Source organism: Cupriavidus sp. 96C5-1, from assembly GCF_057798855.1.
Map to the genome: position 1 here is coordinate 381,713 of NZ_JBYOJU010000002.1, position 22,155 is coordinate 403,867.

Genomic DNA, 22,155 nt, shown 5'->3' on the forward strand with positions numbered 1-22,155 from the left:
GAAGCCTGAGCAATCTTTTGGGGATGAAGGCCTCAAGCTCACGCCTGTCGGTGTGACTTGTGCGTCTCCAGGTGGCGGGTGACGTCACGAAGCCACCCGAGGTGTCTCCCCACCGGCGCTTCGAAGTCCGGCCGGTGCCGGGTGCGCCCGGGCCCGCCCGGTATCCGTCAGGAAGCAAAAATCACCAGGCCGGGGAGGATGGCGGCCGGGCGATTTCGCAGATGCACTCGGCGACAATGCGGCGCAGCGGCGCCGACGGCAGATCGATATAGGAGGCGAAATAGGTCTGCGGCGGGAACGGCCGGGAAAGCTTGAGTATGCCAAGCGTCCCCGATGCCAGTTCGCTGCGGATGAGGTCGACGGGCAGCACTGCGTATCCCACCCCGGCACTGGCCAGACGCAGCATTACGGACAGGGAGCTGAGAACGTTCAGCTTGAAGCCTGACAGTTGGGGCGAGCCGAAGTAGGCGGCGACCGAGGCGAAGAGGTCCGAATCGACCGGATAGGAGAGCATCATCTGCTGCTTCAACTGGTCGACGGAGGGCGCTATGTTGCCGGGCATCAGGCGAGGGCTGGCGACCCAGGCGTAGTCAAGCTCCAGGAGCTTCAGGTTGACAACGTTCGGCTCGTCGACGGTGCCCAGGAGAAGGCCGATATCGAGTGCGCCGTCCAGTAGCTTGTGCCGGATGTCGGTGCTGGTGAGCGATGGCAGATGGACATTGACGTCCGGCCATCTGGCATAAAGCGCTTCCACCAAGGGCTCGAGTATTGCGCCTGCGACCGTGCCGCTCATGCCGATGCTGATCTGGCTTGGCTTCGCATCCCTGGTGGCAAAGCGGCTGGCGAAGGCGTCCGCGAGGGCGAGCAACGCCTCCGCGGGCGCCAGCATCTCGATGCCCGCGGGCGTGAGGCGCAGCAGTTTCCCCTTCTCCCGTACAAAGACCTTCACGCCCAGCTCGTCTTCGAAGGCAGCGATGCGCGCGGAGACGGTTGCGTCGGTGGTGTGAAGCCTCTGCGCAACCAGGGTCATCTTGCGCAGCCGGGCGGCCCAGACGAACGTTTCAAGAAACCGAAGATTCATGGACTCAATCCCGCGCATTGCGCATGGTTGTGGCCGCCAGCGGCGGCTTGTTCCCCCTCAGGCCTGGAAGTTGACCGATGTCTTCTGCCGCTCATCGACCGTCAACGAGAAAACATCGGGGCGTGCGTAGTGGCCAACCACGTCGAAGTCATAGCGCGCGCGTACCAGTTCGCCGGTATCGATCGTGGCGGTCACCAGGCCTTCCTCATTGAACAGGGGCCCGGCAATGACATCGCCCAGCGGGCCGACGACCACGCTACCGCCCCGGATCAGCGGACGGTCCGCATCCCAGTGCGGTACCTCGATGCCAAGCGCCCGCGGCGATGCCTGGACCTGGCAGGCACTGACGACAAAGCACCGGCCTTCATGGGCAATGTGCCGCATCGAGGCCTGCCAGATATCGCGCTCGTCCACGGTCGGCGCGCACCAGATCTCAACGCCTTTGGCATACATCGCCGTGCGCAGCAGTGGCATGTGGTTTTCCCAGCAGATCACGGCACCGACGCGTCCCGCAGGGGTCTGCAATATCGGTAGCGTCGACCCGTCGCCCTGGCCCCAGATGAGGCGCTCGGCGCCTGTCGGCATCAGCTTCCGGTGCTTCGCGGCAAGACCGGCGCCGGCATCGAAGAGCAGCGCCGTACAGTACAGCGTATTGCCGCTGCGCTCAATGACCCCCACCACCAGGCTCGCGCCCGTGCGCATGGACAGGGCGGCCAGCGCTTCGGTCTCGGGGCCGGGCACATCGATCGCGTTGTCGAAGTAGCTGGCGAAGGCGTCGCGGCCCTCGGGCAGGCGATAACCCAGCCGGGTACCGAAAATCTCGCCCTTGGGGTAACCGCCAAGTAGCGCCTCCGGCATGACGACGACACTAGCGCCGGACGACAGGATCTCATCCTCGAACGCAAGGATTCTGGCCAGGGTTTCAGCCTTTCCCGAGGGGGAGGAACCGATCTGGAGGGCGGCAACGATGGAAGCGGGCATGAGGAGTGGCTCCGGGAAGAGGGTTGCGGTATGTTCACGCTCGCGCCATCATGAATCAAGCCAGATCAGGATGTATTTGATATGAATCCCATAAATATTGAGGCGATGGATCTCAACCTGCTGAAGGTCTTCGAAGCGCTCTACGAGGAGGGTGGCGCCAGCCGCGCCGCGATCCGGCTTGGCCTGACGCAGTCCGCGGTGAGCGCGGCGATCGCCCGCCTGCGTCGCGTCTATGGGGACCCGCTGTTCGAGAGAGCTGGCCGTGGCATGCGCCCCACGGCGCGCGCGCAAGAACTGAAGCCTGTGGTCAGCGAAGCGCTGAACCACTGCCGCAAGAGCCTTTCGATGGTGGCGCCGGGCGGCGATGTCTTTCACGAAAGGACGATTTCCATCGGGCTATCGGATGATTTCGAAATCGCCGTGGGACGCCGCCTCGTCGACCGGCTGGCGGAAATGGCGCCCGGCATACGCTTGCTGTTTCGTCAGACACACAGTCAGAAGGCCGTGGAGATGCTGGTGGACCGATCCGTGGATCTCGCTGTGGCAGCGGGGGGACTGGCATCGCGGACTGTGGCGAGGTGTGCGCTCGGGATGGGAGGCTATGCCTGCCTCGTGCCTGCCATTGGTGCGCCAGCGGGGGGCTTGACGCTTGAGGAATACGTTCGAAGGGAGCATATCCTGATCTCCTCCGGCGGCTTTGTAGGCATTGTCGACGAGGCCCTTGCGGCGCTTGGCCTCACGCGGCGGGTGGAGGTTTCGACCACCCACTTCGCTGCCGTGCCATTCCTGCTCAGCGGGAAGGACAGCGTCGCGACGATGCCGGCGCATGCCGCGCACGCCCTGGCCGGCCTGGGCCACTTCCGGGTACTGCCGTGCCCGGTCTCCTTGCCCAGCGATCCTATTGAACTGGCGTGGCGGATGGACGTCCTTCGCGATCCCGCGGTGGCCGCCGTCAAGCAGGCCGTCATCGACACCTTCGCCAACATGGAGTGGATCTCTTAGGAATCGGCTGACAGGAGCGGGGAAGCCAAAATTTCCTTGTCTGGCTGAAATTTTTATTTGTTTTACCAGCGCTCCGGCTTGCGGCAGGATCTCACTCGTCAAGTGTGTTCCTTCATCACACTCATGTCATCGAGATGCCGCATGCCCCGATTATCCCGCCTCGCCGTCGCCAGCCTCGCTTCACTGTGCTGTGCGGCACCAACCCTTGCCGTGTCGGCCGACTGGCCGACCAGGCACGTGACGCTCGTCGTGCCGTTCCCCGCGGGCGGCGGAAACGACGTGGTCGCGCGCTTGATCTCCGCCGCAATGAGTACGGCGCTCGGGCAGTCCCTCGTCATCGACAACCGGCCCGGTGCCGGCGGCACGATCGGCGCGGGATTTGTCGCCAAGGCGCAGCCGGATGGCTATACCTTGCTGCTTTGCTCCACCGGGAACCTGACGGTCGCCACGGCCCTGTACCCAAAGCTGTCCTATGGGATCAAAGACCTGGTCCCGGTGAGCCATATCGTCAATACACCGACCATCTGGGTGGCCGCTCCTCAGATGCCCGCCAACAGCCTCAAGGAATTCATCAGTCTGGCCAGGCGCGAGCCCGGCAAATACAACTTCGCGTCTGGCGGCAACGGGACGACGCCGCATCTCGCCGGGGTCGCCATGAAAGTGCGGAACAACCTGGAGATGCAGCATGTGCCTTACAAGGGCTCGACGCCTGCCTATACGGACCTCACCGCCGGCCGCGTCAGCTTGATGATGGATAGCGTCATCTCCGCGTTGCCCTTCGTTGAATCCGGTCGCGTCAAGGGTCTCGCGATAGGGACGGCCAAGCGCTTGCCGCAGCTTCCCGCGGTGCCCACGCTGGCCGAGCAAGGCCTGAGCGATATGAGCTTTACGGGGTGGGTAGGGATTTGTGCCCCCAGCGGGACACCGTCCCAGGTGGTGTCCAAGGTCAGCCAGAGCGTGAATGAGGTACTCGCGCGGCCGGAGGTGCGTGAAGCCTTTGTCAGGCAGATCGCCGAGCCGGTTGGCGATGGTCCGGAGAGGTTTGCAGAGACTATCCAGCGCGATGCCCTGGCCTGGCGAAAGATCGTCACCACGTCCCTCGCGGAAATGGACTGAAGCGGAGAGCAGGAAATGAAAATCGCTGCCATTCAAATGGTGTCTTCCCCTAGCCTGCCGGACAACCTAGCGGTTGCGGAGAACCTCGTCGACCAAGCCGTGCAAGGGGGCGCCAAGCTCGTCCTGCTGCCCGAGTACTTCTGCCAGATCGGTCTTCACGAGACCGACAAGTTCGCGATTGCCGAGGCGTTCGGCGAGGGGCCTATCCAGGCTTGCCTGGCCGCCAAGGCAAGGCAGCACGGCGTATGGATCGCGGGCGGCTCGCTGCCGCTGGCGACCACGCAGGCGCCAAAGGTCACCAACACGACATTGCTGTTCGGACCCACGGGAGAGGTGAAGGCGCGTTACGACAAGCTGCATCTCTTCAGCTACCTGGATGGCGCCCGCGACATCGACGAGAGCCGGACGATGGTTGCGGGCACCGCTATGGTCACAGCGCGGACGGAATTCGGCTGCGTGGGGCTATCCATTTGCTATGACCTGCGTTTCCCGGAGCTTTACCGCGCGATGCAACAGGTAGACCTCATCCTCGTGCCGTCGGCATTTACGGAAACGACGGGCCGGGCGCACTGGGAGGTGCTGCTGCGCGCGCGAGCGATCGAGAACCAGTGTTATGTGCTGGCCGCCGCGCAAGGCGGGACGCACGCCAACCAGCGGCGGACGTTTGGCCACAGCATGCTGGTCGACCCATGGGGCGAGGTGGTCGCCAGCCTGCCCCAGGGCGAAGGCGTTGTCATCGGCGAAATGAGCCAAGACCGTTTGCGCAGCGTCCGCGAATCCATTCCGGCGCTCAAGCACAGGCGGATTCCGGGGCCTATGTCCATCGGTCTGTAGTACAGCAGGCCGCGCCCGCGCACTTCAAGCGGTCCAGTTCTTCCCACCCTCGTTCAAGACGCGGGTGTGGCCCTCGTATTGCCTGCCGGTTTGGAAGCTATGAAGAAAAAAAATACCACAGCATTGGCTGTTGTGACGGGGCTGAGCATGTCGGTCGGCTCCTGGGACGCAAGGGCCGAGTCAACGGTCTTTGGCGTCGTGGACATGGCGCTCGATATCTCGAAGCAGGGGCTGGGAACGCTGACCCGCCTGCAGAGCGGCAGCGACTGGGGTTCGCGTTTCGGCATCAAGGGCGACGAACAGATCTCGCCGGACCTGAGCGCGGTTTACTGGCTGGAGAGCGGCTTTGGGGCAGACGACGGGATGTCCCAGCAAGGCGGGAGGCTGTTCGGACGCCAGATCTACATGGGGCTTTCCAGCGAGCGGGCGGGCCGTTTGACCTTCGGTCGCCAGTACTCTCCCGAAAACCGGATGTTCTGGAATATCGATGCCTTCAATGCGGGGTTGGCCGGTGGCCTGCCGGCCATCATTCCCGCCGGCGTTGCGCGTGCAACGCTCGGCCGCGTCGACAACGCCATCCTGTGGACGTCCCCGGATCGCTGGCCTGGCGTCACCTACGTCATGTACGTGCCGGGAGAGGTCGCAGGGAACCAGAGGGCGGGGCGGATGTGGGGCGTGTCCACGCGGCAGAAGAACGAGGTCATCGACTTCAACATCGGCTTCGTGACACAGCGCAACGGGACCGACACGGGCAGGCTGCAGGCCTTCACCGTGGGGGGAAACTACACGGTGGGGCCGGCAAAGCTGTTCACGGGCTGGCACCGCGACTGGAACAGCCAGGCGAATACACCGTTGGCAAAGGGCCCCGAGCAGGTCTACGACATGTTTCCCTTCGGCATGAAATACAGCGCCAGTGCGCGCACCACGCTCGTCGCCCAGTTCGTGCTGGTCAAGGACCGTACGGAAGGCGTGGCAAACAGGAACACCAATCTTCTTGCTATCGGCGGCTACTACGCGTTGTCAAAGCGCACTGTCCTGTTCACCGCGGCAGGGCGCATTCTCAATAAAAACGGATCTCAGTATTCCCTTGGCGGTGGCTTGTACGCCGGCGGCACTGTCGGACCGGGCAACCCAACGGCACGCACTGTCCAGATCGGCATGCGGCACAATTTCTGAGAGCGTCCATGATTTCAAACTGGATCGCGCAGCACGTAGGCTGCATCCGCGTGTTTAGATTCGAGGTATTGCCTGGCCAGGAACTGGCCTACCAGGATTACTTGCGGGAGGTGGTGGAGCCCATCGACGAGGTCGCCTTTGCCGAGGGCGCCTTCCTTGAGGTGCTTATCCTTACGCAAGCCAACGCATCCGCCAAAACCGTGACGCAATGCCGTGTATTCACGTTCCGGGACGTGGCGCAACGTGAGGCCTTTCCTGGGCTGATTGCCAAGGCTGCCGTGCGGTTCGACAAAACCGAGGAAGCGCGCGATCTACGCAAGGCCTACGCCGATACCCTTCGGGCGGTGGCCGGGATCGAAGACTATGAGTTGAGCGCGTAGGAGACCCCGCCGTGCCGCGGCAAGCGGCGCCGAAGGTGCCAGGGCAGGCGCTTCCCCCTCGATGTCCCTTGTCCGCGGTGAGTCGGCCACGGCTGCCGGCTTCACCTGCATCAGGTAGGCGAATATCGCATCGGTGTCGCGGATACGGCATCCACGACAGCGCAGATCACTCCCGGTCCTCATCCTCCGGGCGTTCGTGCAAGACGTGCCCGAACTCATCCAGTTCCTTCTGGATCCTCGCCATGCTGGCGTCAATGGTCTGCTGCGTGACTTCGCCATCGACGAACTCAACCGAGACGCGGGTAACACGGGGATCCTTGTCGACGATGCCCTGCAACACCTTGTCAAGGAGCTTTTCCCCGGCACGCAAGCCGAGCGGGCGGGGAACAAGCACCTTGACCAGCAGGATCTCCGCCTCGCCCTGCGTTTTCTCCGTCTGCGCCGCATCGGCAAAGGCAGTCCGCAGATACGATTTGAGTTTCAAGACACTCAGGTTGCCGGGAACACCGATATGCGAAACCCGAACCTTTCCCTCCGCCATGCTATCTCTCCGCCGAAATTGAACGCGAGGACTATACCGCAGGCGGCATCGGTCCAACAAAACGCGGCGCAGGCGACGCTGCCGGCCGCAAGCGATCCGTATGTCCAAGGCGCCGAAAAGCCTGCGTCCCAGCCCTTCGGAGTGCAACGTCCCGTGAACCGGGCAGCGCGCCGCGCTGCATGCAAAAGCAAGCAGCGACGAAGTAGCCGGTTGAACAGGCGGGCAGGACGCCGGCACATCCACGCCGGCGTCCCTGCTCAAGGCCCCTTGCCCGCCTCCGCCCGCAGCCCCTTCACCCTGTCCGCACTCACATCCGCCCGCTGCCCGCCATAGCTCGCACGCAGGTAGTTCGCCAGTTCGGCCAGTTCCGCATCGCTCATGCGCGCAGCAAAGCCTGGCATGTCCTGCAGGCTCTCCAGCCCCGGGAATCTCTGCGCCTCGATGCCGTCCAGCATCGACACGATCAGGTTGCGCGGGTCGGCGTTGCGCACCGTGGAATTGCCCTGCATGGCCACCGCGACGTGCGGCTTGCCTTCGCCCTCGCGTCCATGGCAGCCGGCGCAGACGGCCAGGTAGTGCTGCCGCCCGGGTTTGAGCTGGGCCACATCCGCGCTCACTGGCTTGATCGCTTGCGGCGCCGCCGGCTGGTCGCCCAGCAGGTAGGCCGACATCGCGGCGAGGTCGGCCTGGTTCAGGTACCGGCTGCTGAGATGGACCACCGGGAACATCTCGCCGAAGGCGGAGCCTTGCGGGGCCATGCCGCTGGCGAAGAAGGTCTGCAGGTCGGCGCCGGTCCAGCCGCGCGCGGCCAGGCCCGCCGGCGTGATGTCCGGCGCGGCCACGCGCCCGAGCGCGGCGCCCGCCAGCGGCAGGGCCGGGTCCAGCCGGCCGAACATGGCGCGCGGCGTGTGGCATTCGGCGCAGTGGCCGAGCGCGTTGGACAGGTAGCGCCCGCGCTGCCAGGCGGGCGTCTGTCCCTGCGAGGCATCGGGCAGCTGGTCCCTGAGGAACAGCAGGTTCCAGCCGATCAGCGCGATCCGCATGTTGTACGGGAAACGCAGGTCGTGCGGCCGGTTTGCCACCGCCGCCGGCTTCAACTGCATCAGGTAGGCATACATCGCATCGGTATCGCCGCGCGACAGGCCGCGATACGAGGTGTAGGGCATGGCGGGGTAGAGGTGCTTGTCCGGCGTGACACCGTCGTGCAGCGCCTTATAGAAATCATCGGCGCTCCACTTGCCGATGCCGTGATCCTTGTCCGGCGTGATGTTGGTGCCATAGAACGTGCCGAACGGCGAGGCCAGTACGACTCCGCCGGCAAACGGCGCGCCCTGGGCGCTGGTATGGCAGGCGGCGCAATCGGCGGCGCGCACCAGGTAGCGCCCACGCGCGATCTGTTCGGCGGGCGAGAGCTGGGTGGCGGGCTGCTGGTCAGCGGCGGGAGCGATCGGGGCGGCGTGGTCGCCGCAGCCGGCCAACACTGCCGCGCCCAGCGCCGCCATGGCCGCCAGCGTGGTGCGCGCGTGCCGGAGGAAGCCGGGCCGGCTCGTCATGGTCATGGTCATGGTCATCACTTGTCGTCCTTTACCAGTCCCGGGGTGTTGACGACCAGGTCCTTGACGGCCTCGAAGTAGCGCACATAGCCGGTGCAGCGGCAGATGTGGTCGTTGAGCGCAGCGGTGATGGTCTCGTCGACCTTGCCCCTGAGCACCGGCTGGCGCTTCAGGCGCTCCACCAGGATGGTCGCGCCGTTGACGAAACCGGGCGTACAGTAGCCGCACTGGAAGCTGAAGTGCTCCAGGAACTTCTGCTGGATGGGCGACAGTTCCACCACCTCGCCCTTGTCGTTGCGCCTGGCGTGGCCTTCCACCGTGCGCACCTTCTTGCCCTGGAAATAGTGCGCGCCGGTAATGCAGGCGCGCACTTCCTCGCTGCTGCCGTCGGTGCGGTCCAGGATCACCACGCAGGCGTGGCAGATGCCCTGGCCGCAGCCCAGGCGGGAGCCGGTGAGGTGGAGGTATTCGTGCAGGAAGTCGATCATCATCAGGCCCTCCGGCACATCGATGGGGCCAACGTCCTTGCCGTTGATGTTGAGGGAAAGCGGCTGGGTGGCGATGCTCATGCCAGGATCTCCTGAATCTTTTCGGCGCTGACCGGCAGGGCGGTGAAGCGATGGCCGATGGCATGCGCGATGCCGTTGACGATGGCGCCCACCACCGGAATCATCACCACTTCGGCGATGCCCTTGGGCGGGTCGGTGTCCGACAGGGGCGGCAAGACCATCCCGGTCTGCGACCACACCGCCACGTCGCTGGCGCGCGGCAGATGGTAGCGGTTGAAGTTCCAGGTGCCGTCGCCGGGTCCGTCTTCGTAGAGCGGCAGGAATTCGTGCAACGCATGGCCGATGCCCATGGCGACGCCGCCCTGCAGCTGGCCGGAAACCAGATCCGGCGACAACTGCGAGCCGCATTCCATGATGGAGTGGTGGCTGAGGATTTCCACCTTGCCGCTGGCCTCGTGCACCGAGAGTTCGACCAGCGTGCCCACCGCGCTGTAGTAGGTCACGCTGGCGTTGTTGCGCTGCGTGGGCGCGATATGGACCTGCTTGCGGTCAAGCACGTGGTAGCCGCCGCTGGTGGTCATGCGGGCCTTGCGCGCGGCGTCGGCGCCGTCGCCGTAGCGCACCGCGAGCCCGTCGACGGGCAGCCGGGCGGCGGCGCCATTCACCTCGAAATCGGCTTCGGTCCATTGCCAGCGGTTGAATACGTGCACCGTGGCGCCGGTAACCAGGCCAAGCTCGTGCGCCTTCTTCGCCAACTGCTCGTAGGGCAAGGCTTGCAGGCCCCCGGCGGTAAGCTTGCCTTGCACCCAGCGCGCATCCTCCACGCGCACCACCAGCGAGGCGGCCTGGCCGCCGCCGGTGCCCTGGCTCCAGATCGCCATCGCGGCCGGCCACAGCCCGTGCATGAAGATCACGCGTGCCGCTTCGCGGGTGCTGTGGGTGAAGTAGTAGGCCGAGTTGGTCGCGCTGGAGGGCGAGGCATAGGCGGGCGACCAGCGCGGGTTGGCGGACAGCTTGTCCTGGTCGGCCTGGCTCATCAGGTAGGGGTCGCCGGTGGCGGTGACCGGCAGGTCGGGCCAGTCGGTCACCGCCACGCGCACCTCGCCGGCCGGCTCGCCCAGCCAGCGGCTCACGGCCACCGCCTGCGAGGTCGACATACCGGTGCCGATCTCGGCGCCGCTGTGATGCAGCACGATGGCGCCGTCGGCATGCACCTCCACCTTGGCGAACGAGGCTTCGGCGCCGGTGCCGAAGTCCTTCTGCACGCAGGCGAAGCCCACGCCGTAGCGCCGTCCCGGATGGCTGGCTTCGAAATCGGCCTTCCGCTTCGCGCGGTTGGTCCACAGCGGATGGACCTTGGCCGCCTGCAATACCTCGTCCACGCGGATGGCGCCGGCGGGGATCGCGCCCTGCGTGTTCTTCATGCCCGAGCGCAGCGCGTTTTTCAGGCGGAACTCGATCGGGTCGAGCTTGAGCTGCTCGGCGAACTCGTCGACCATCATCTCGGTGGCCGCCATGCTTTGCAGCGTGCCGTAGCCGCGCGCCGAGCCGGCGTCGATGGCGCGCGTGGCGATGGCCACTGCGGTCAGGTCGTTCCTGGGGAAGTAATAGATCGACTGCGCGGCGGTGGCGCCCACCATCGCCACCGAGGGCGAGAAGTTGGCGCGGCCGCCGCCGTTGGCCTCGAAATCGCCCTGGAAGGCCTGGAACAGGCCGGTCTTCCTGTCCACCGCGATGCGGTAGCGCATCTTGAAGGCGTGGCGCTTGATCGAGGTCTGGAACTGCTCGTAGCGGTCGTTGGCCAGCCGCACCGGCTTGCCGTCGGCGTAAAGCGCGGTCACCAGGCCGTAGAAGGGAAAGTTGTAGTGATCCTTGGAGCCGTAGCCAACGGTATAGCAGGGATGGACGAACACCTGCGCGACCGGGAACGCGCCCTTGGCCTTGGCCAGCATCTCCGCCGTGCTTTGGCCGACTTCGATGGGCGACTGGGTCGGCACCACCATGTGCAGCGCCTGGGCGGCGGGGTCATACCAGCAGTTGGCGTTGTCGGGCTCGAGCGCGGCGGTGTCGATCGACTGCGTGTCGTACTCGCGCTCCAGCACCAGCCAGTCCGCCGGCGGCTGGTCCAGTTGCTGCCGGATCCGGCCGGCATGGTACATGCCCTGCTCGCCGAGCTGGCCGTGATCCTTGCCATCGGGCCAGACCGGCTGGTGCTTGCGCATCATGCTGGGGAACAGCGGCGCGTTCTTCAGGCTGGAGAATACATCGTCGTCGAACGGGGTGTCGCCGCCCACCCGCACGAAGCGGAAGGTGCCCCAGGGATCGCGCTCGAGCGGGCCGGTCTCGGCGCCGTAGCGGATGACTTCGTCGTGGAACTTGAGCTTGTCCTTGGCAAAGCGGAAGCGGGCGAAATCGTGATAGATCAGGATCGCCACCGCATGGCCGAGGTAGGCCGGCGTCTTGCCGGCCGGCAGCAGCATGTCCTCGCCATAGAAGGCGGGAAAGGCGATACCGTCGCGCACCAGGTCGGCGGCGGTCACCACCCGGTCGGGTTTGAGATCGTCGCCCAGCAGCGCCAGGTCGAAGCCCTCGAAGGCGCGGTCCGCCTTGGTGGCGCGCAGGATAAAGGCGTGCGACTGCTCCTGCGGCCAGTGCGGCATGTCGCGCGAGCGGATATCGCGGGCGAAGACCTTGTCGCCGGTGACCTTGGCCATGCCGTCGATGCGGAATCTGGGCGCGCCGGTCTTGGGGTCCCACTGGACCGGGGTCAGGATCTTTTCTTCGAACAGGGCCGCGAAGGCCTTGCCGCCGATCGGTGCGATGTACACCGACACCCCGGCGACGACGCTGGCTTTCAGGAAAGTGCGGCGCGTTGGGCTGAAGTTAGCCATGGAATTTCCTTGAAGATGCGCTGATGCCGCTGCGGTGGTGCAGCCCGATGCGTGTTTGATAGCGATGGCGACAGACGGTCAGGAGCGCCCGGCCAGGACGGCCGGACGAAGCGTGGGGAGAACCGGAATACGACGGGCAGCGGCAATCGAGGTCTCCGTGCAAGAGGGCGCGGGCACGATGTGCAGCACCGGCGCGGATTACGACGCAAGACTGGGCTGATGAACGGTGGGGCAATGCAAGTTTTTATTCTAGGCGCAGAAGTGCACGCGGGTGCGCCGATTTTGCCCCCGGCCGCTGCGTGCTCGCAACGGGGTGGCTTGAATGCTGCTTATCACTGGCGTGGCATTCCCATTGCGTGGCCATTGTGCGTGGCACAAACAGCGGGAGGCCGGCGCCCATGGCCGGCCTGCGGACGCGGGCCGTATCGTGGCGCATTGGGCGGGACGCCCGCCAGTCCCCCCAATCGTTGTAGCATCGCCCCCATGGACAACCTGCTCAGAAAACTCGACCTGACCTCGCTGCGCCTGTTCGTCGCGGTCTGCCAGGAACAAAACATCGCGCGCGCGGCCGAGCGCGAGTTCATCGCGCCGTCGGCGGTCAGCCGCCGCATTGCCGAGATCGAGGCGCAGATCGGCTTGCCCGTGATCGAGCGGCATCCCCGCGGCATCACGGTGACGCCGGTGGGCGAGGCGGTGCTGCGGCATGCGCTGGCCATCATCGGCAATATCGAGGCGCTGGGGGCGGAGCTGTCGCGCTTTAGCTCCGGCGCGCGCGGCAATGTGAGGATGGTGTGCAACCTCGGCGCCATCGTGCAGTTCCTCCCGGAAGACCTGGCTGCCTTCGGGCGCGTGTATCCCGATATCGGCATCGAGCTGGAAGAGCAGCATAGCCCCGAGGTATTGCGCATGGTGGGCGAGCGCAGCGCCGACTTCGGCATCTGCAACGCGATCCAGGGCGTGGAGCAATTCGTCTCGCTGCCTTACCGGGAGGATCAGCTTTGCGTGCTGGTGCCGCGCGGGCATCCGCTGGCGTCGGCGCAGCAGGTGCGCTTTGCCGACGTGCTCGGCGAGACCTTCGTGGCGTTGCGCGACGAGAGTGCGCTCAGCCGGCTCCTGGCGGAGCAGGCGACACGCCGGAGCGCCACGCTCAAGATCAAGATCCGGGTGGCGAGCCTGGATGCGTTGTGCCGCATGGTGCATGTGGGGCTGGGGATTGCCGTCGTGCCGCGGCAGGTGGGCGAGCTGTACCTGAATACGCTCGACGTGGTGGCACGGCCGCTGGCGGATGCCTGGGCCACGCGGCAACTGGTGGTGGTGTTCCACTCGCGGGAGCACCTCTCGGCTAGCGCCGCTGCCTTGGTGGGTTTTCTTTGCCGGCAATAGCGCGGGGAATGTGAGCCACCGGCCAGCCGTCGCAAACCGAGACGCCTGCCATGCCGACTCCGCACTTTGCCCCGGCGGCGCCAAACCATATAGTGGGATCATCAAAACGAGAACCCCACCATGGAAGCCACCATCCGCTTCGACGGCCGCGTGCTGTACCTGTCGCAAGATCCCGCCTGCGTGCGCGCCCAGCTCGACGGCAAGCCCATGACCCTGGCCGAGGCCGGCCCGCTGCGCGACAACATCTCCACCGACGAGATCACGCCGGTGACGATCATGCTGACCTACGATGAGCGGCTGGGGCAATTCCCTTATGTGGGGTTCCAGGCGGGCTCCGAGCTGCCGATCGGCCGCGATGCCGTCCGCAACGGCGGCTTTGCCGTCACGGTGGCGGGCAAGCGCTACGGCAAGGGATCCTCGCGCGAGTCCAGCCCGCTGGCGGAGCTGTCCGCCGGCATCCGCCTGATCGTGGCGGAGAGCTTCGAGCGCATCTACCAGCAGAACTGCGACAACATCGGCATCCTGACCACCACGGATTTCACGGTGCTGGACCGCGTGCTGGCGGGCGAGGCGATTCCCATCGAAGCCTTCCTGAGCGGGCGCGACGCGCTGACCCAGCAGGTGATCCGCGCCGGCGGACTGCTGGCCTATAGCCGCGCGGCGAGCTGGCCGGCGGCGGGGGGCGCACAGGGCGCACAGGGCGCGGCGGAATCCGCCGGCGCCTCGCCGCGCACGCTGGTGGAGAAGATCATCGCCCGCCATCTGCTGCCGGGCACGCCATCCGCCGAGCGCGGCCAGGGCGTGTTCGTGGCGGCGGACTGGCGCTTCTCGCACGACTACTTCACCGGCATGTGCGCGCACCTGATGCACCGCGCCTTCGGCAAGCCGGCGGCGTTGCACGAGCCCGATCACATCATCGCCTTCCAGGATCACCTGGTGCTGGCGGCGCAAAGCTTCCCGCATGTGCGCGACGGCCTGCTGCCGGGCGTGGCCAACCTGATGCAGGGCCATAGCAGCTTCGCGCACGACTACCCGGTGCGCTCGCACAACGCGCTGCCCGGCGACGTGCCGGGCTCGGAAGGCATCTGCCATGCGCTGATGGCCGAGCAGTACGCGCTGCCGGGCCAGGTGGTGGTGGGCACCGATTCGCACACGCCCCATTCGGGTGCGCTCGGTTGCCTGGCGTTCGGCGCCGGCGCCACCGATCTTGCCAATAGCTGGGTGACGGGCTACGTGCGCTGCAAGGTGCCGCAGACCCTGCGCGTGGAGGTGGAGGGCGCACTGGCCCCGGGCGTGACCGCCAAGGACATCGTGCTCTACCTGCTGCAGATGGATGCGATCCGCTCCGGCGGGGCCATTGGCGTGGTGTTCGAGTACGCCGGCAGCACCGTGCGCGGCTTGTCGATCGACGAGCGCGCCACGCTGACCAACATGGTCGCGGAGCTGGGCGGCTTCACCGGCATCGTCGAGCCGGACGACAAGACCGTGGCCTTCCTCAAGGCGCGGCGCGGCGTGGATTTCGTGGTGGAGGACTGGATGCGCAGCGATGCCGGCGCCAGCTACCGCGACGTGATCCGCATCGACGCCGCTGCCATCGCGCCCATGGTGGCGCGTCCGGGCGACCCCGGCAATGGCATCGCGGCCAGCACGCTGGCGCAGCCGGTGCCGGTGGATATTGCCTACGGCGGCTCCTGCACGGCCGGCAAGCGCGAGGATTTCGACTATTACCACGAGGTGCTGCGCTGGGGCCTGGAGCATGGCCTCAAGGTGCCGGCCCGCACCCGGCTCTTCCTGCAGTTCGGCACGCTGGGCGTGAAGGACTACTGCGAGGCGCGCGGCTATATGGATACCTTCGCGGCCGCCGGCGCCACGCTGGTCATGCCGGGCTGCGGCTCGTGCGCCAACTGCGGGCCGGGCGCCTCCACCGCCAGCGAGCAGGTGACCATCAGCGCCATCAACCGCAATTTCCCCGGCCGCTCCGGGCCGGGCCAGGTCTGGCTGGCCAGCCCCTATACCGTGGCCGCCAGCGCGCTGGCCGGGCGGATCAGCACCTTCGCGCAACTGCGGGAGGAAGCCACCGCCCTGGCAGCACCGTAGCCTTTCACCCCGGCCCCCGTGTCAGCAGGGGCCATTGCGGCATCCAAAGCCGGTCATCAGATCCCGGCCGCCATCCACAGGAGACCGACATGTTCCCCATCCCCTCGCGCGCCCTGCGCGCGGCGGGGCGGCTTTGCGCCGCCGCCGCCCTGGCCATCCCGGCTATCTGCGCCCCCGCGGCGCATGCCGCAGACAAGTACCCCGCCAAGACCGTGCGCCTGATCGTGCCGAATTCCCCCGGCTCAACCGCCGATGTGGTGGCGCGGGTGGTGGCCGAGGGCATGGGCCAGGATCTCGGGCAACCGTTCTATGTGGAGAACCTTCCCGGCGCGGCCGGCATCCCCGGCACGCGGCAACTGGTATCCGCCGCGGCCGATGGCTACACCCTTGCCGTGGTGTCGTCCAACCACGCCATCAATCCCGGGCTGTACCGCAATATTCCCTATGACAGCGTGAAGGACATCACCCCGGTCGCGCTGATCGGCACCACGCCGCTGGTGCTGGTGGTCGGCGCGGGGTCACCCTACAAGACCGTTCAAGAGCTGATCGCGGCCGCGCGGGCGCATCCGGGCAGCCTTGCCTATGGCTCTTCCGGCAAAGGCAGCGTGCTGCATCTGGCCGGGGAACTGCTCAAGGCGAAGGCCGGCATCGATATGCTGCATGTGCCCTACAAGGGGGTGAACACCTTGATGACGGATGTGCTGGGCGGGCAGATCAACACGGCGTTCCTGGCCACGCCATCCGCGTTGCCACAGATCAAGGCCGGCAAGCTGCGCGCGCTGGCGGTCAGTACGCCGGCGCGCCTGGATAGCCTGCCGGGGGTGCCGACCCTGGCGGAATCCGGCGTCAAGGGTTACGCCTACGACGCGTGGATCGCGCTGATCGGGCCAGCGGGACTGCCGAAGGACATCACCTTGCGCCTGCAGCAGGCCATGGCCAAGGCCCTGGGCGCCGCCAAGGCCCGCGACCTCTTCGCCACGCAGGGCTTTGTCGTCAAGAGCGGCAACGGCGAGGAAACGGCCCGCACCATCCGCGACGAGCTGGGCCGGAGCCAGGCGCTGGTCAAGAGCGCGTCGATCGTGGCGGAGTGAGGCGCGCTGGCGGGTTGCATCCATTTGCCATCCTTCCCTCCCGGCCGACGAAGCTGATCCGCAGAGCGAGGCAGATCGACCCGGCGAATGGTCGGCCGATGGCGAGACCAGAAAGGAGGTCGCCTCCCCGCAGGAGCGGTGAAACTGCCTTCGACTTTAAGCTTTTGAGCTTTTGATCGGAAAGCAGTCCAGTTCGCGCTGCTTACGCGCCGACCGGCTTGCCTTCCTTGTGCCGTACCACGATGGTCGACGACCTGGCGGGCTTGCTCGGGTCGGGCCACTTGTCGTTGGGGTGCTGGATATTGATGAAGAAGGTGGTCAAGTCCGGCGTATAGGCAATGCCGGTGATCTCGCAGCCATGTGGTCCCACGAGGAAGCGCTTGCACTCGCGTGTCTGCTGGTCGACAAAATGCATCGAATTCGCGCCGAAGACATTGGTGGTGCTGCTGCCGGTGCCAGCGTCGGTCTGTACCCACAGGCGTCCCTTGGGATCCACGCGAATGCCGTCCGGGCTCGAGAACGTATTGCCCTTGATATTGCCCTTCAGGTTGGCCGCGGCCAGGGACGGATCGCCGGCCAGCAGGAAGATCTCCCAGGTAAAGGTCGTGGCCAGCGGCGAGTCCCCCGCTTCCTTCCACTTGATGATGTGGCCGTGCGAGTTGTTCACGCGCGGGTTGGCTGCGTCGGTCACCAGGCGTCGGCTATTGTTGGTCAGCGTGCAGAACAGGCTCTTGTCCACTCCCACCGTGATCCATTCCGGCCGGTCCATCAAAGTCGCGCCAACCACGCGCGCCGCCGCCTTGGTATTGATCAACACATCCGCCTGCGTGTTGAAATCGACCGTCACCGGTGTCTGAGGTCCCTGCGTGGTATTGCCCGGATCGGTTGCGCCAGTCACCAGGCCGTTCTTGCCTTGCGTCAGCTCGATCCACTGGCCGGAGCCGTCGGCATTGAACCTGGCGACATACAGCGTGCCCTTGTCCAGCAGATCGATGTTGGCCTGGCGGTTGGTCGGATTGAACGCGTCCGCGGGAATGAACTTGTAGATGCAGCCCGGCGTGCTGTCGTCACCCATGTAGAAGGCGACACGGTTGTCGCCGTTGGTCAGGAAGGCGGTGTTCTCGTGGTCGAAGCGGCCCATCGCGGTGCGCTTGGTCGGTACTGCCAGTTCGTTCAGCGGATCGATCTCCACGACCCAGCCGTAGCCAACCTCGGGATTGGTCGGATCCAGGTAATTGTCGGTGGTTTCTTCGCAGGTCAGGTAGGTGCCCCAGGGCGTGTTGCCGCTCGCGCAGTTGTTCAGCGTGCCGACCACGCTGCCGCCAGCGGCGCTGGCGGCGGGGCCGCTGACCTTGTAAAGCGTGTTGCCGGTATAGCGCTTGTTGTAGCGCGAGTTCTTCTTGACCTGCCACTTGGCGCCAACGAGTTCGATCTCGATGATGGATACGCCCACCGAGGACAATGCGATCTTCTTCTGCTCCGGCGTTGCCGTGGCCGCACTATACCTGCCGCTGGCAAACAGGATGGCGGCATCCAAGGTTTCGTGATTGATCGCCAGCAAGCCCCCCTTCTGCGGGTCGACGCCCGGCAGCGCAAAGAAATGCATGCCGTCATGATTGCCGCCGGCCTGACGCTCGGTTTCGGCGGACGATTGCGGTGCACCACTGTATCCGGGCGCGCCGGCTTCGACCGGGTCGCCGGCCGAGAACAGCACGTCGTACGAATAGGTGGAAGGCAGGGTCACCGTGTCGGCGGTGACCTTGTCCGCCACCGGCGTGAAGCGAACGCCGTAGTCCAGCGGCTGCACGGGCGTCGGCGCGGGCGCGGGGGTTCCAGGTGCCGGCGCTGGCGTGCCGGCGGGCGCGGCGGCCACATTGTCGTCACCGCCGCAGGCGGCCAGCAGGCTGCTCGTACCGAATACCGAAAGCAGCGACAGGCTCAGCCCGCCCCGCAGAACGGTGCGGCGCGCCGGATTGGCGGCCACGATGTCTTCAAGCATTTGCCCTGGAACGGTAACGACGCCTTCGGCGTCTCGGCGCGGCGCACGGGCCTTATCGGTAAGGTAAGACATGACTGGGAACCTCTCTGGTCGATTCGAATCCGGCGGACCGGGTAGTGGGCGGTACGGTGAGGTGGGCGGTTGCGCCGATAGTAGAGAGGGAACGTGACTATGTTGTTACTGAATGTATTGTCTTTAAGATATTAGCTAGGGCTTTGAAGCCGCCTGCGTGCGCGCCATCGCCAAGGCCGCCGGAGTGGACGCGGCGCTGGCGGCGCATCACTTTGGTTCCGAGGAGGGGTTGTGGCTGGCCGCGGTCGGCCAGATGCGCGAGCAGCTGGATGCCATGGCGGCGGCGCTGGTCGCGCTGCGCCAGCGCACCGGATGCGTTCCAGGCGACGGTCCTGCACAGCGCGCTGGCCAGGCCCGGCCTGAGCGGCCGGGCCTCGACCTAGCGCAGGCCGCCTGCCCCCTGCGGCAAAGCCCCGGCATCCGGCACCTGCGCCGCGCCATATACCGCGCGGCCTGCCGTGCGCAGCGCCTGCGCCATCCGCAAGGCGGCGGGAGAGAGCAATCGATCCGTGCGGGTGATGATGCCGAAGTCGTCCATATGACAGGGCAGCGGCAGCGGCAGGATCGCGAGCAGGCCATGCTGCGCATAGTACTGCGCGACGTCATCGGTGAGCACCGCCAGCATGTCGCTCTGTTCCAGCATGCGCGTGAGGAACAGCAGCGCGGCGGTTTCCACGACGTCGGTCGGCGGCATCAGGCTGGCACGCTGGAACATCAGGTCGAAGCGATGGCGCAGCACGCTGCCCGCCGGCGGCACGATCCACGTTGCAGCCTCCACATCCCGCAGCGTTAGCGCGGACCGTGCCAGCAGCGGGTGGCCAAGGCGCGCCACGGCGCACACGGGCTCGCCCGCGAGCGGCTCGTAGCGCAGGTGCAGCTTGTCGTGCTCGGCAAACAGGCGTGCCACCACGAGGTCCAGCTTGTCCTGGGCCAGGCGTTCCAGCAGCACATTGCTGTTCTCGATCTCCAGCGACACGCGCAGCCCGGGCTGCTCCCGCTTGACCTGCGCAACGGCCGGCGGCAGCAGCTTCACGCCGGGCGAGGTGATCGCGCCCACGGCCACGTGCCCGAGCCGCCCGGCCTTGAGCGCCGTCACTTCTTCCTGCGCCTGATCCAGGCTGCCCAGCACCGCGCGCGCGTGCCGGATCATCGCTTCGCCATACCAGGTCGGCCGCATGCCGCGCGGCAGGCGCTCGAACAGCGGGACTTCCAGCATCGCCTCCAGCTCGCGCAGCAGCTTGGACGCGGCAGGCTGCGTCATGTTGAGGACCGCGGCGGCGCGGTGGATGTTGCCCTCGTCGGCCAGGGCCACCAGCAGCAGGAGCTGGCGGGTCTTGAGCCGGGCACGGATATACCAGGGGCTGGGCGTTGACATAGGGTTTACGTTGATATCCGAAGCGATATGGGTAAGGACTGAATCTTCATTGGAAGGATATCAAACCGCGCCGTACACTCCGCCTTATTCAAAAAAACAGATGCGAACAAGATGAGAGACAGCCTTCCCAGGCGCGTTCTGCCTTGGCGCCGGTGCCGCGCTAGCCAAGGCGTCCTTGGTGGGCCGCCGCTGTCGTCGTGTCCCGGTCCGCTGGCCCTCTAGTTTCCATACCCAATCCCCGTATTCAGGAAGGTCCCCCCATGCCGGAATCCAAATCCAAGCTGCGCTCCGCCCAATGGTTCGGCACCGCCGACAAGAATGGCTTCATGTACCGAAGCTGGATGAAGAACCAGGGCATCCCCGACCATGAGTTCGATGGCCGTCCCATCATCGGCATCTGCAACACGTGGTCGGAGCTCACGCCCTGCAACGCGCACTTCCGCAAGCTGGCCGAACACGTCAAGCGCGGCGTCTACGAAGCCGGCGGCTTCCCGGTGGAATTCCCGGTGTTTTCCAATGGCGAGTCGAACCTGCGCCCCACCGCCATGCTGACGCGCAACCTTGCCGCCATGGACGTGGAGGAAGCGATTCGCGGCAACCCGATCGATGCCGTGGTACTGCTCACCGGCTGCGACAAGACCACGCCCGCGCTGCTGATGGGCGCGGCGAGCTGCGACGTGCCGGCCATCGTGGTGACCGGCGGCCCCATGCTGAACGGCAAGCTGGACGGCAAGAACATCGGCTCGGGCACGGCCGTCTGGCAATTGCATGAATCGCTCAAGGCCGGCGAGATCGATGTGCACCAGTTCCTCTCGGCCGAGGCCGGCATGTCGCGCTCGGCCGGCACCTGCAACACCATGGGCACGGCTTCCACCATGGCTTGCATGGCGGAGGCGCTGGGCACGTCGCTGCCGCACAACGCGGCCATTCCGGCGGTGGATTCGCGCCGCTACGTGCTGGCGCATATGTCCGGCATCCGCATCGTGGAAATGGCGAAGGAAGGCCTGACGCTGTCGAAGATCCTGACGCGCGCGGCCTTCGAGAACGCGATCCGTGCCAACGCGGCGATCGGCGGTTCCACCAACGCGGTCATCCACCTGAAGGCTATCGCCGGGCGCATCGGCGTGCCGCTGGAACTGGAAGACTGGACGCGCATCGGCCGCGACACGCCCACCATCGTCGACCTGATGCCCTCCGGCCGCTTCCTGATGGAAGAGTTCTACTACGCCGGCGGCCTGCCCGCGGTGCTGCGCCGGCTGGGCGAGGCCAACCTGCTGCCGCATCCGGATGCGCTGACCGTCAACGGCAAGACCCTGTGGCAGAACGTCAAGGATGCGCCCAATACCAACGACGAGGTCATCCGTCCGCTGAACAAGCCGTTGATCGCGGATGGCGGCATCCGGGTGCTGCGCGGCAACCTGGCGCCGCGCGGCGCGGTGCTCAAGCCCTCGGCGGCCACGCCGGAACTGCTCAGGCACCGGGGCCGCGCGGTGGTGTTCGAGAACCTCGAGCACTACAAGGAGCGCATCGTCGATGAAACGCTGGAGGTGGACGCATCGTCCGTGATGGTGCTGAAGAACTGCGGCCCCAAGGGCTATCCCGGCATGGCCGAGGTCGGCAACATGGGATTGCCGCCCAAGCTGCTGCGCCAGGGCGTCAAGGACATGGTGCGCATCTCGGACGCGCGCATGAGCGGCACGGCCTACGGCACGGTGGTGCTGCACGTGGCGCCCGAGGCCGCTGCAGGCGGGCCGCTGGCAGCGGTGCGGGACGGCGACTGGATCGAGCTCGACTGCGAGGCCGGCACGCTGCACCTGGATATCGACGAGCATGAACTCGCCCGGCGCCTGGAAGCCTGCGCGGTCCCGCGTCCCGAGGGCAAGGCCGAGGAGGGCGGCTACCGGCGCCTGTATGTCGACCACGTACTGCAGGCCGACGAGGGCTGCGACCTGGACTTCCTGGTGGGCTGCCGCGGCGCGGCCGTGCCCCGCCATTCGCATTGACCGGGCGGGGGGGGGGGGGGGGGCGCCCCCCCCCCCCCAAAACCAACCAGGGGACCCACATTAGAACCCCC

The 22,155-nt window shown here is 66.2% G+C and carries 17 protein-coding genes; 9 read left to right on the plus strand and 8 right to left on the minus strand.

Annotated elements, in window-relative coordinates; genetic code table 11:
* Positions 1-181: 181 nt before the first annotated feature.
* Together AC3FOF_RS04300 and AC3FOF_RS04305 are read right to left on the minus strand one after the other, a co-directional pair.
* A complete protein-coding gene (locus AC3FOF_RS04300) occupies positions 182-1,081 on the minus strand; it encodes a LysR family transcriptional regulator (RefSeq protein WP_488725866.1) in 900 nt (299 codons plus the stop codon).
* A 57-nt stretch (positions 1,082-1,138) separates the two neighbouring features.
* Positions 1,139-2,062 carry a carbon-nitrogen hydrolase family protein gene (locus AC3FOF_RS04305; RefSeq protein ID WP_017224358.1) on the minus strand — a complete coding sequence of 308 codons (924 nt, stop codon included), beginning with the start codon at positions 2,060-2,062 and terminating at the stop codon, positions 1,139-1,141.
* A gap of 105 nt (positions 2,063-2,167) precedes the next feature.
* On the opposite strand from AC3FOF_RS04305, the gene AC3FOF_RS04310 reads away from it, so the two are divergent.
* From AC3FOF_RS04310 to AC3FOF_RS04330, 5 genes are all read left to right on the plus strand, one after another.
* Positions 2,168-3,064: a LysR family transcriptional regulator gene (locus AC3FOF_RS04310; protein ID WP_488725867.1), complete on the plus strand. Its 897-nt coding sequence runs from the start codon at positions 2,168-2,170 to the stop codon at positions 3,062-3,064.
* Between the two features lie 237 nt (positions 3,065-3,301).
* A complete protein-coding gene (locus AC3FOF_RS04315) occupies positions 3,302-4,180 on the plus strand; it encodes a tripartite tricarboxylate transporter substrate binding protein (RefSeq protein ID WP_488725868.1) in 879 nt (292 codons plus the stop codon).
* A gap of 15 nt (positions 4,181-4,195) precedes the next feature.
* Positions 4,196-5,014, plus strand: a complete 819-nt coding sequence (locus tag AC3FOF_RS04320) for a carbon-nitrogen hydrolase family protein (RefSeq protein WP_017224355.1) — start codon at positions 4,196-4,198, stop codon at positions 5,012-5,014.
* 99 nt (positions 5,015-5,113) lie between these two features.
* Positions 5,114-6,190 carry a porin gene (locus tag AC3FOF_RS04325; protein WP_488725869.1) on the plus strand — a complete coding sequence of 359 codons (1,077 nt, stop codon included), beginning with the start codon at positions 5,114-5,116 and terminating at the stop codon, positions 6,188-6,190.
* 8 nt (positions 6,191-6,198) lie between these two features.
* Positions 6,199-6,570, plus strand: coding sequence for a hypothetical protein (locus tag AC3FOF_RS04330; RefSeq protein ID WP_488725870.1), 372 nt, complete (start codon positions 6,199-6,201; stop codon positions 6,568-6,570).
* A 166-nt stretch (positions 6,571-6,736) separates the two neighbouring features.
* On the opposite strand, the gene AC3FOF_RS04335 is transcribed toward AC3FOF_RS04330, so the two are convergent.
* The 4 genes from AC3FOF_RS04335 to AC3FOF_RS04350 all read right to left on the minus strand — a co-directional run bounded on the left by AC3FOF_RS04335 (position 6,737) and on the right by AC3FOF_RS04350 (position 12,064).
* Positions 6,737-7,111, minus strand: a complete 375-nt coding sequence (locus tag AC3FOF_RS04335; protein ID WP_017224352.1) for a hypothetical protein — start codon at positions 7,109-7,111, stop codon at positions 6,737-6,739.
* Positions 7,112-7,368: 257 nt separating this feature from the next.
* A complete protein-coding gene (locus AC3FOF_RS04340; RefSeq protein ID WP_488725920.1) occupies positions 7,369-8,664 on the minus strand; it encodes a c-type cytochrome in 1,296 nt (431 codons plus the stop codon).
* 17 nt (positions 8,665-8,681) lie between these two features.
* Positions 8,682-9,233 carry a (2Fe-2S)-binding protein gene (locus AC3FOF_RS04345; RefSeq protein WP_276268718.1) on the minus strand — a complete coding sequence of 184 codons (552 nt, stop codon included), beginning with the start codon at positions 9,231-9,233 and terminating at the stop codon, positions 8,682-8,684.
* A complete protein-coding gene (locus tag AC3FOF_RS04350) occupies positions 9,230-12,064 on the minus strand; it encodes a xanthine dehydrogenase family protein molybdopterin-binding subunit (RefSeq protein WP_488725871.1) in 2,835 nt (944 codons plus the stop codon). The genes AC3FOF_RS04345 and AC3FOF_RS04350 overlap by 4 nt, the downstream gene beginning before the upstream one ends.
* A 483-nt stretch (positions 12,065-12,547) precedes the next feature.
* Between AC3FOF_RS04350 and AC3FOF_RS04355 the strand changes: the two genes are divergently transcribed.
* The 3 genes from AC3FOF_RS04355 (at position 12,548) to AC3FOF_RS04365 (ending at position 16,635) form a co-directional block, all read left to right on the plus strand.
* Positions 12,548-13,447 (plus strand): LysR family transcriptional regulator, encoded by a 900-nt coding sequence (locus AC3FOF_RS04355; RefSeq protein WP_017229281.1) that lies wholly within the window; start codon positions 12,548-12,550, stop codon positions 13,445-13,447.
* A gap of 120 nt (positions 13,448-13,567) precedes the next feature.
* On the plus strand, positions 13,568-15,544 hold the full coding sequence (locus AC3FOF_RS04360; RefSeq protein ID WP_488725872.1) for an aconitase family protein: 1,977 nt from the start codon (positions 13,568-13,570) through the stop codon (positions 15,542-15,544).
* A gap of 89 nt (positions 15,545-15,633) precedes the next feature.
* Positions 15,634-16,635, plus strand: coding sequence for a Bug family tripartite tricarboxylate transporter substrate binding protein (locus AC3FOF_RS04365; protein ID WP_488725873.1), 1,002 nt, complete (start codon positions 15,634-15,636; stop codon positions 16,633-16,635).
* Between the two features lie 202 nt (positions 16,636-16,837).
* Here AC3FOF_RS04365 and AC3FOF_RS04370 read toward each other — a convergent pair whose 3' ends face one another.
* Both AC3FOF_RS04370 and AC3FOF_RS04375 read right to left on the minus strand, forming a co-directional pair.
* Entirely contained in the window at positions 16,838-18,706 is a 1,869-nt protein-coding gene (locus AC3FOF_RS04370) for a PhoX family protein (RefSeq protein WP_488725874.1), read from the minus strand.
* Between the two features lie 379 nt (positions 18,707-19,085).
* Complete coding sequence (locus AC3FOF_RS04375; protein WP_488725875.1) at positions 19,086-20,081, minus strand: LysR family transcriptional regulator; 996 nt, start codon at positions 20,079-20,081, stop codon at positions 19,086-19,088.
* A gap of 260 nt (positions 20,082-20,341) precedes the next feature.
* On the opposite strand from AC3FOF_RS04375, the gene AC3FOF_RS04380 reads away from it, so the two are divergent.
* Positions 20,342-22,084: an IlvD/Edd family dehydratase gene (locus AC3FOF_RS04380; protein ID WP_017229277.1), complete on the plus strand. Its 1,743-nt coding sequence runs from the start codon at positions 20,342-20,344 to the stop codon at positions 22,082-22,084.
* Positions 22,085-22,155 lie beyond the last annotated feature (71 nt).

Excerpts from the sequence above, each read along its gene's own strand:
- AC3FOF_RS04325 (WP_488725869.1), top strand. The coding sequence starts at position 5,114 with ATGAAGAAAAAAAATACCACAGCATTGGCTGTTGTGACGGGGCTGAGC.
- AC3FOF_RS04345 (WP_276268718.1), bottom strand. The coding sequence starts at position 9,233 with ATGAGCATCGCCACCCAGCCGCTTTCCCTCAACATCAACGGCAAGGAC.
- AC3FOF_RS04335 (WP_017224352.1), bottom strand. The coding sequence starts at position 7,111 with ATGGCGGAGGGAAAGGTTCGGGTTTCGCATATCGGTGTTCCCGGCAAC.
- AC3FOF_RS04330 (WP_488725870.1), top strand. The coding sequence starts at position 6,199 with ATGATTTCAAACTGGATCGCGCAGCACGTAGGCTGCATCCGCGTGTTT.
- AC3FOF_RS04375 (WP_488725875.1), bottom strand. The coding sequence starts at position 20,081 with ATGTCAACGCCCAGCCCCTGGTATATCCGTGCCCGGCTCAAGACCCGC.
- AC3FOF_RS04380 (WP_017229277.1), top strand. The coding sequence starts at position 20,342 with ATGCCGGAATCCAAATCCAAGCTGCGCTCCGCCCAATGGTTCGGCACC.
- AC3FOF_RS04305 (WP_017224358.1), bottom strand. The coding sequence starts at position 2,062 with ATGCCCGCTTCCATCGTTGCCGCCCTCCAGATCGGTTCCTCCCCCTCG.
- AC3FOF_RS04365 (WP_488725873.1), top strand. The coding sequence starts at position 15,634 with ATGTTCCCCATCCCCTCGCGCGCCCTGCGCGCGGCGGGGCGGCTTTGC.
- AC3FOF_RS04310 (WP_488725867.1), top strand. The coding sequence starts at position 2,168 with ATGGATCTCAACCTGCTGAAGGTCTTCGAAGCGCTCTACGAGGAGGGT.
- AC3FOF_RS04370 (WP_488725874.1), bottom strand. The coding sequence starts at position 18,706 with ATGTCTTACCTTACCGATAAGGCCCGTGCGCCGCGCCGAGACGCCGAA.
- AC3FOF_RS04320 (WP_017224355.1), top strand. The coding sequence starts at position 4,196 with ATGAAAATCGCTGCCATTCAAATGGTGTCTTCCCCTAGCCTGCCGGAC.
- AC3FOF_RS04360 (WP_488725872.1), top strand. The coding sequence starts at position 13,568 with ATGGAAGCCACCATCCGCTTCGACGGCCGCGTGCTGTACCTGTCGCAA.
- AC3FOF_RS04355 (WP_017229281.1), top strand. The coding sequence starts at position 12,548 with ATGGACAACCTGCTCAGAAAACTCGACCTGACCTCGCTGCGCCTGTTC.
- AC3FOF_RS04300 (WP_488725866.1), bottom strand. The coding sequence starts at position 1,081 with ATGAATCTTCGGTTTCTTGAAACGTTCGTCTGGGCCGCCCGGCTGCGC.
- AC3FOF_RS04350 (WP_488725871.1), bottom strand. The coding sequence starts at position 12,064 with ATGGCTAACTTCAGCCCAACGCGCCGCACTTTCCTGAAAGCCAGCGTC.
- AC3FOF_RS04340 (WP_488725920.1), bottom strand. The coding sequence starts at position 8,664 with ATGACGAGCCGGCCCGGCTTCCTCCGGCACGCGCGCACCACGCTGGCG.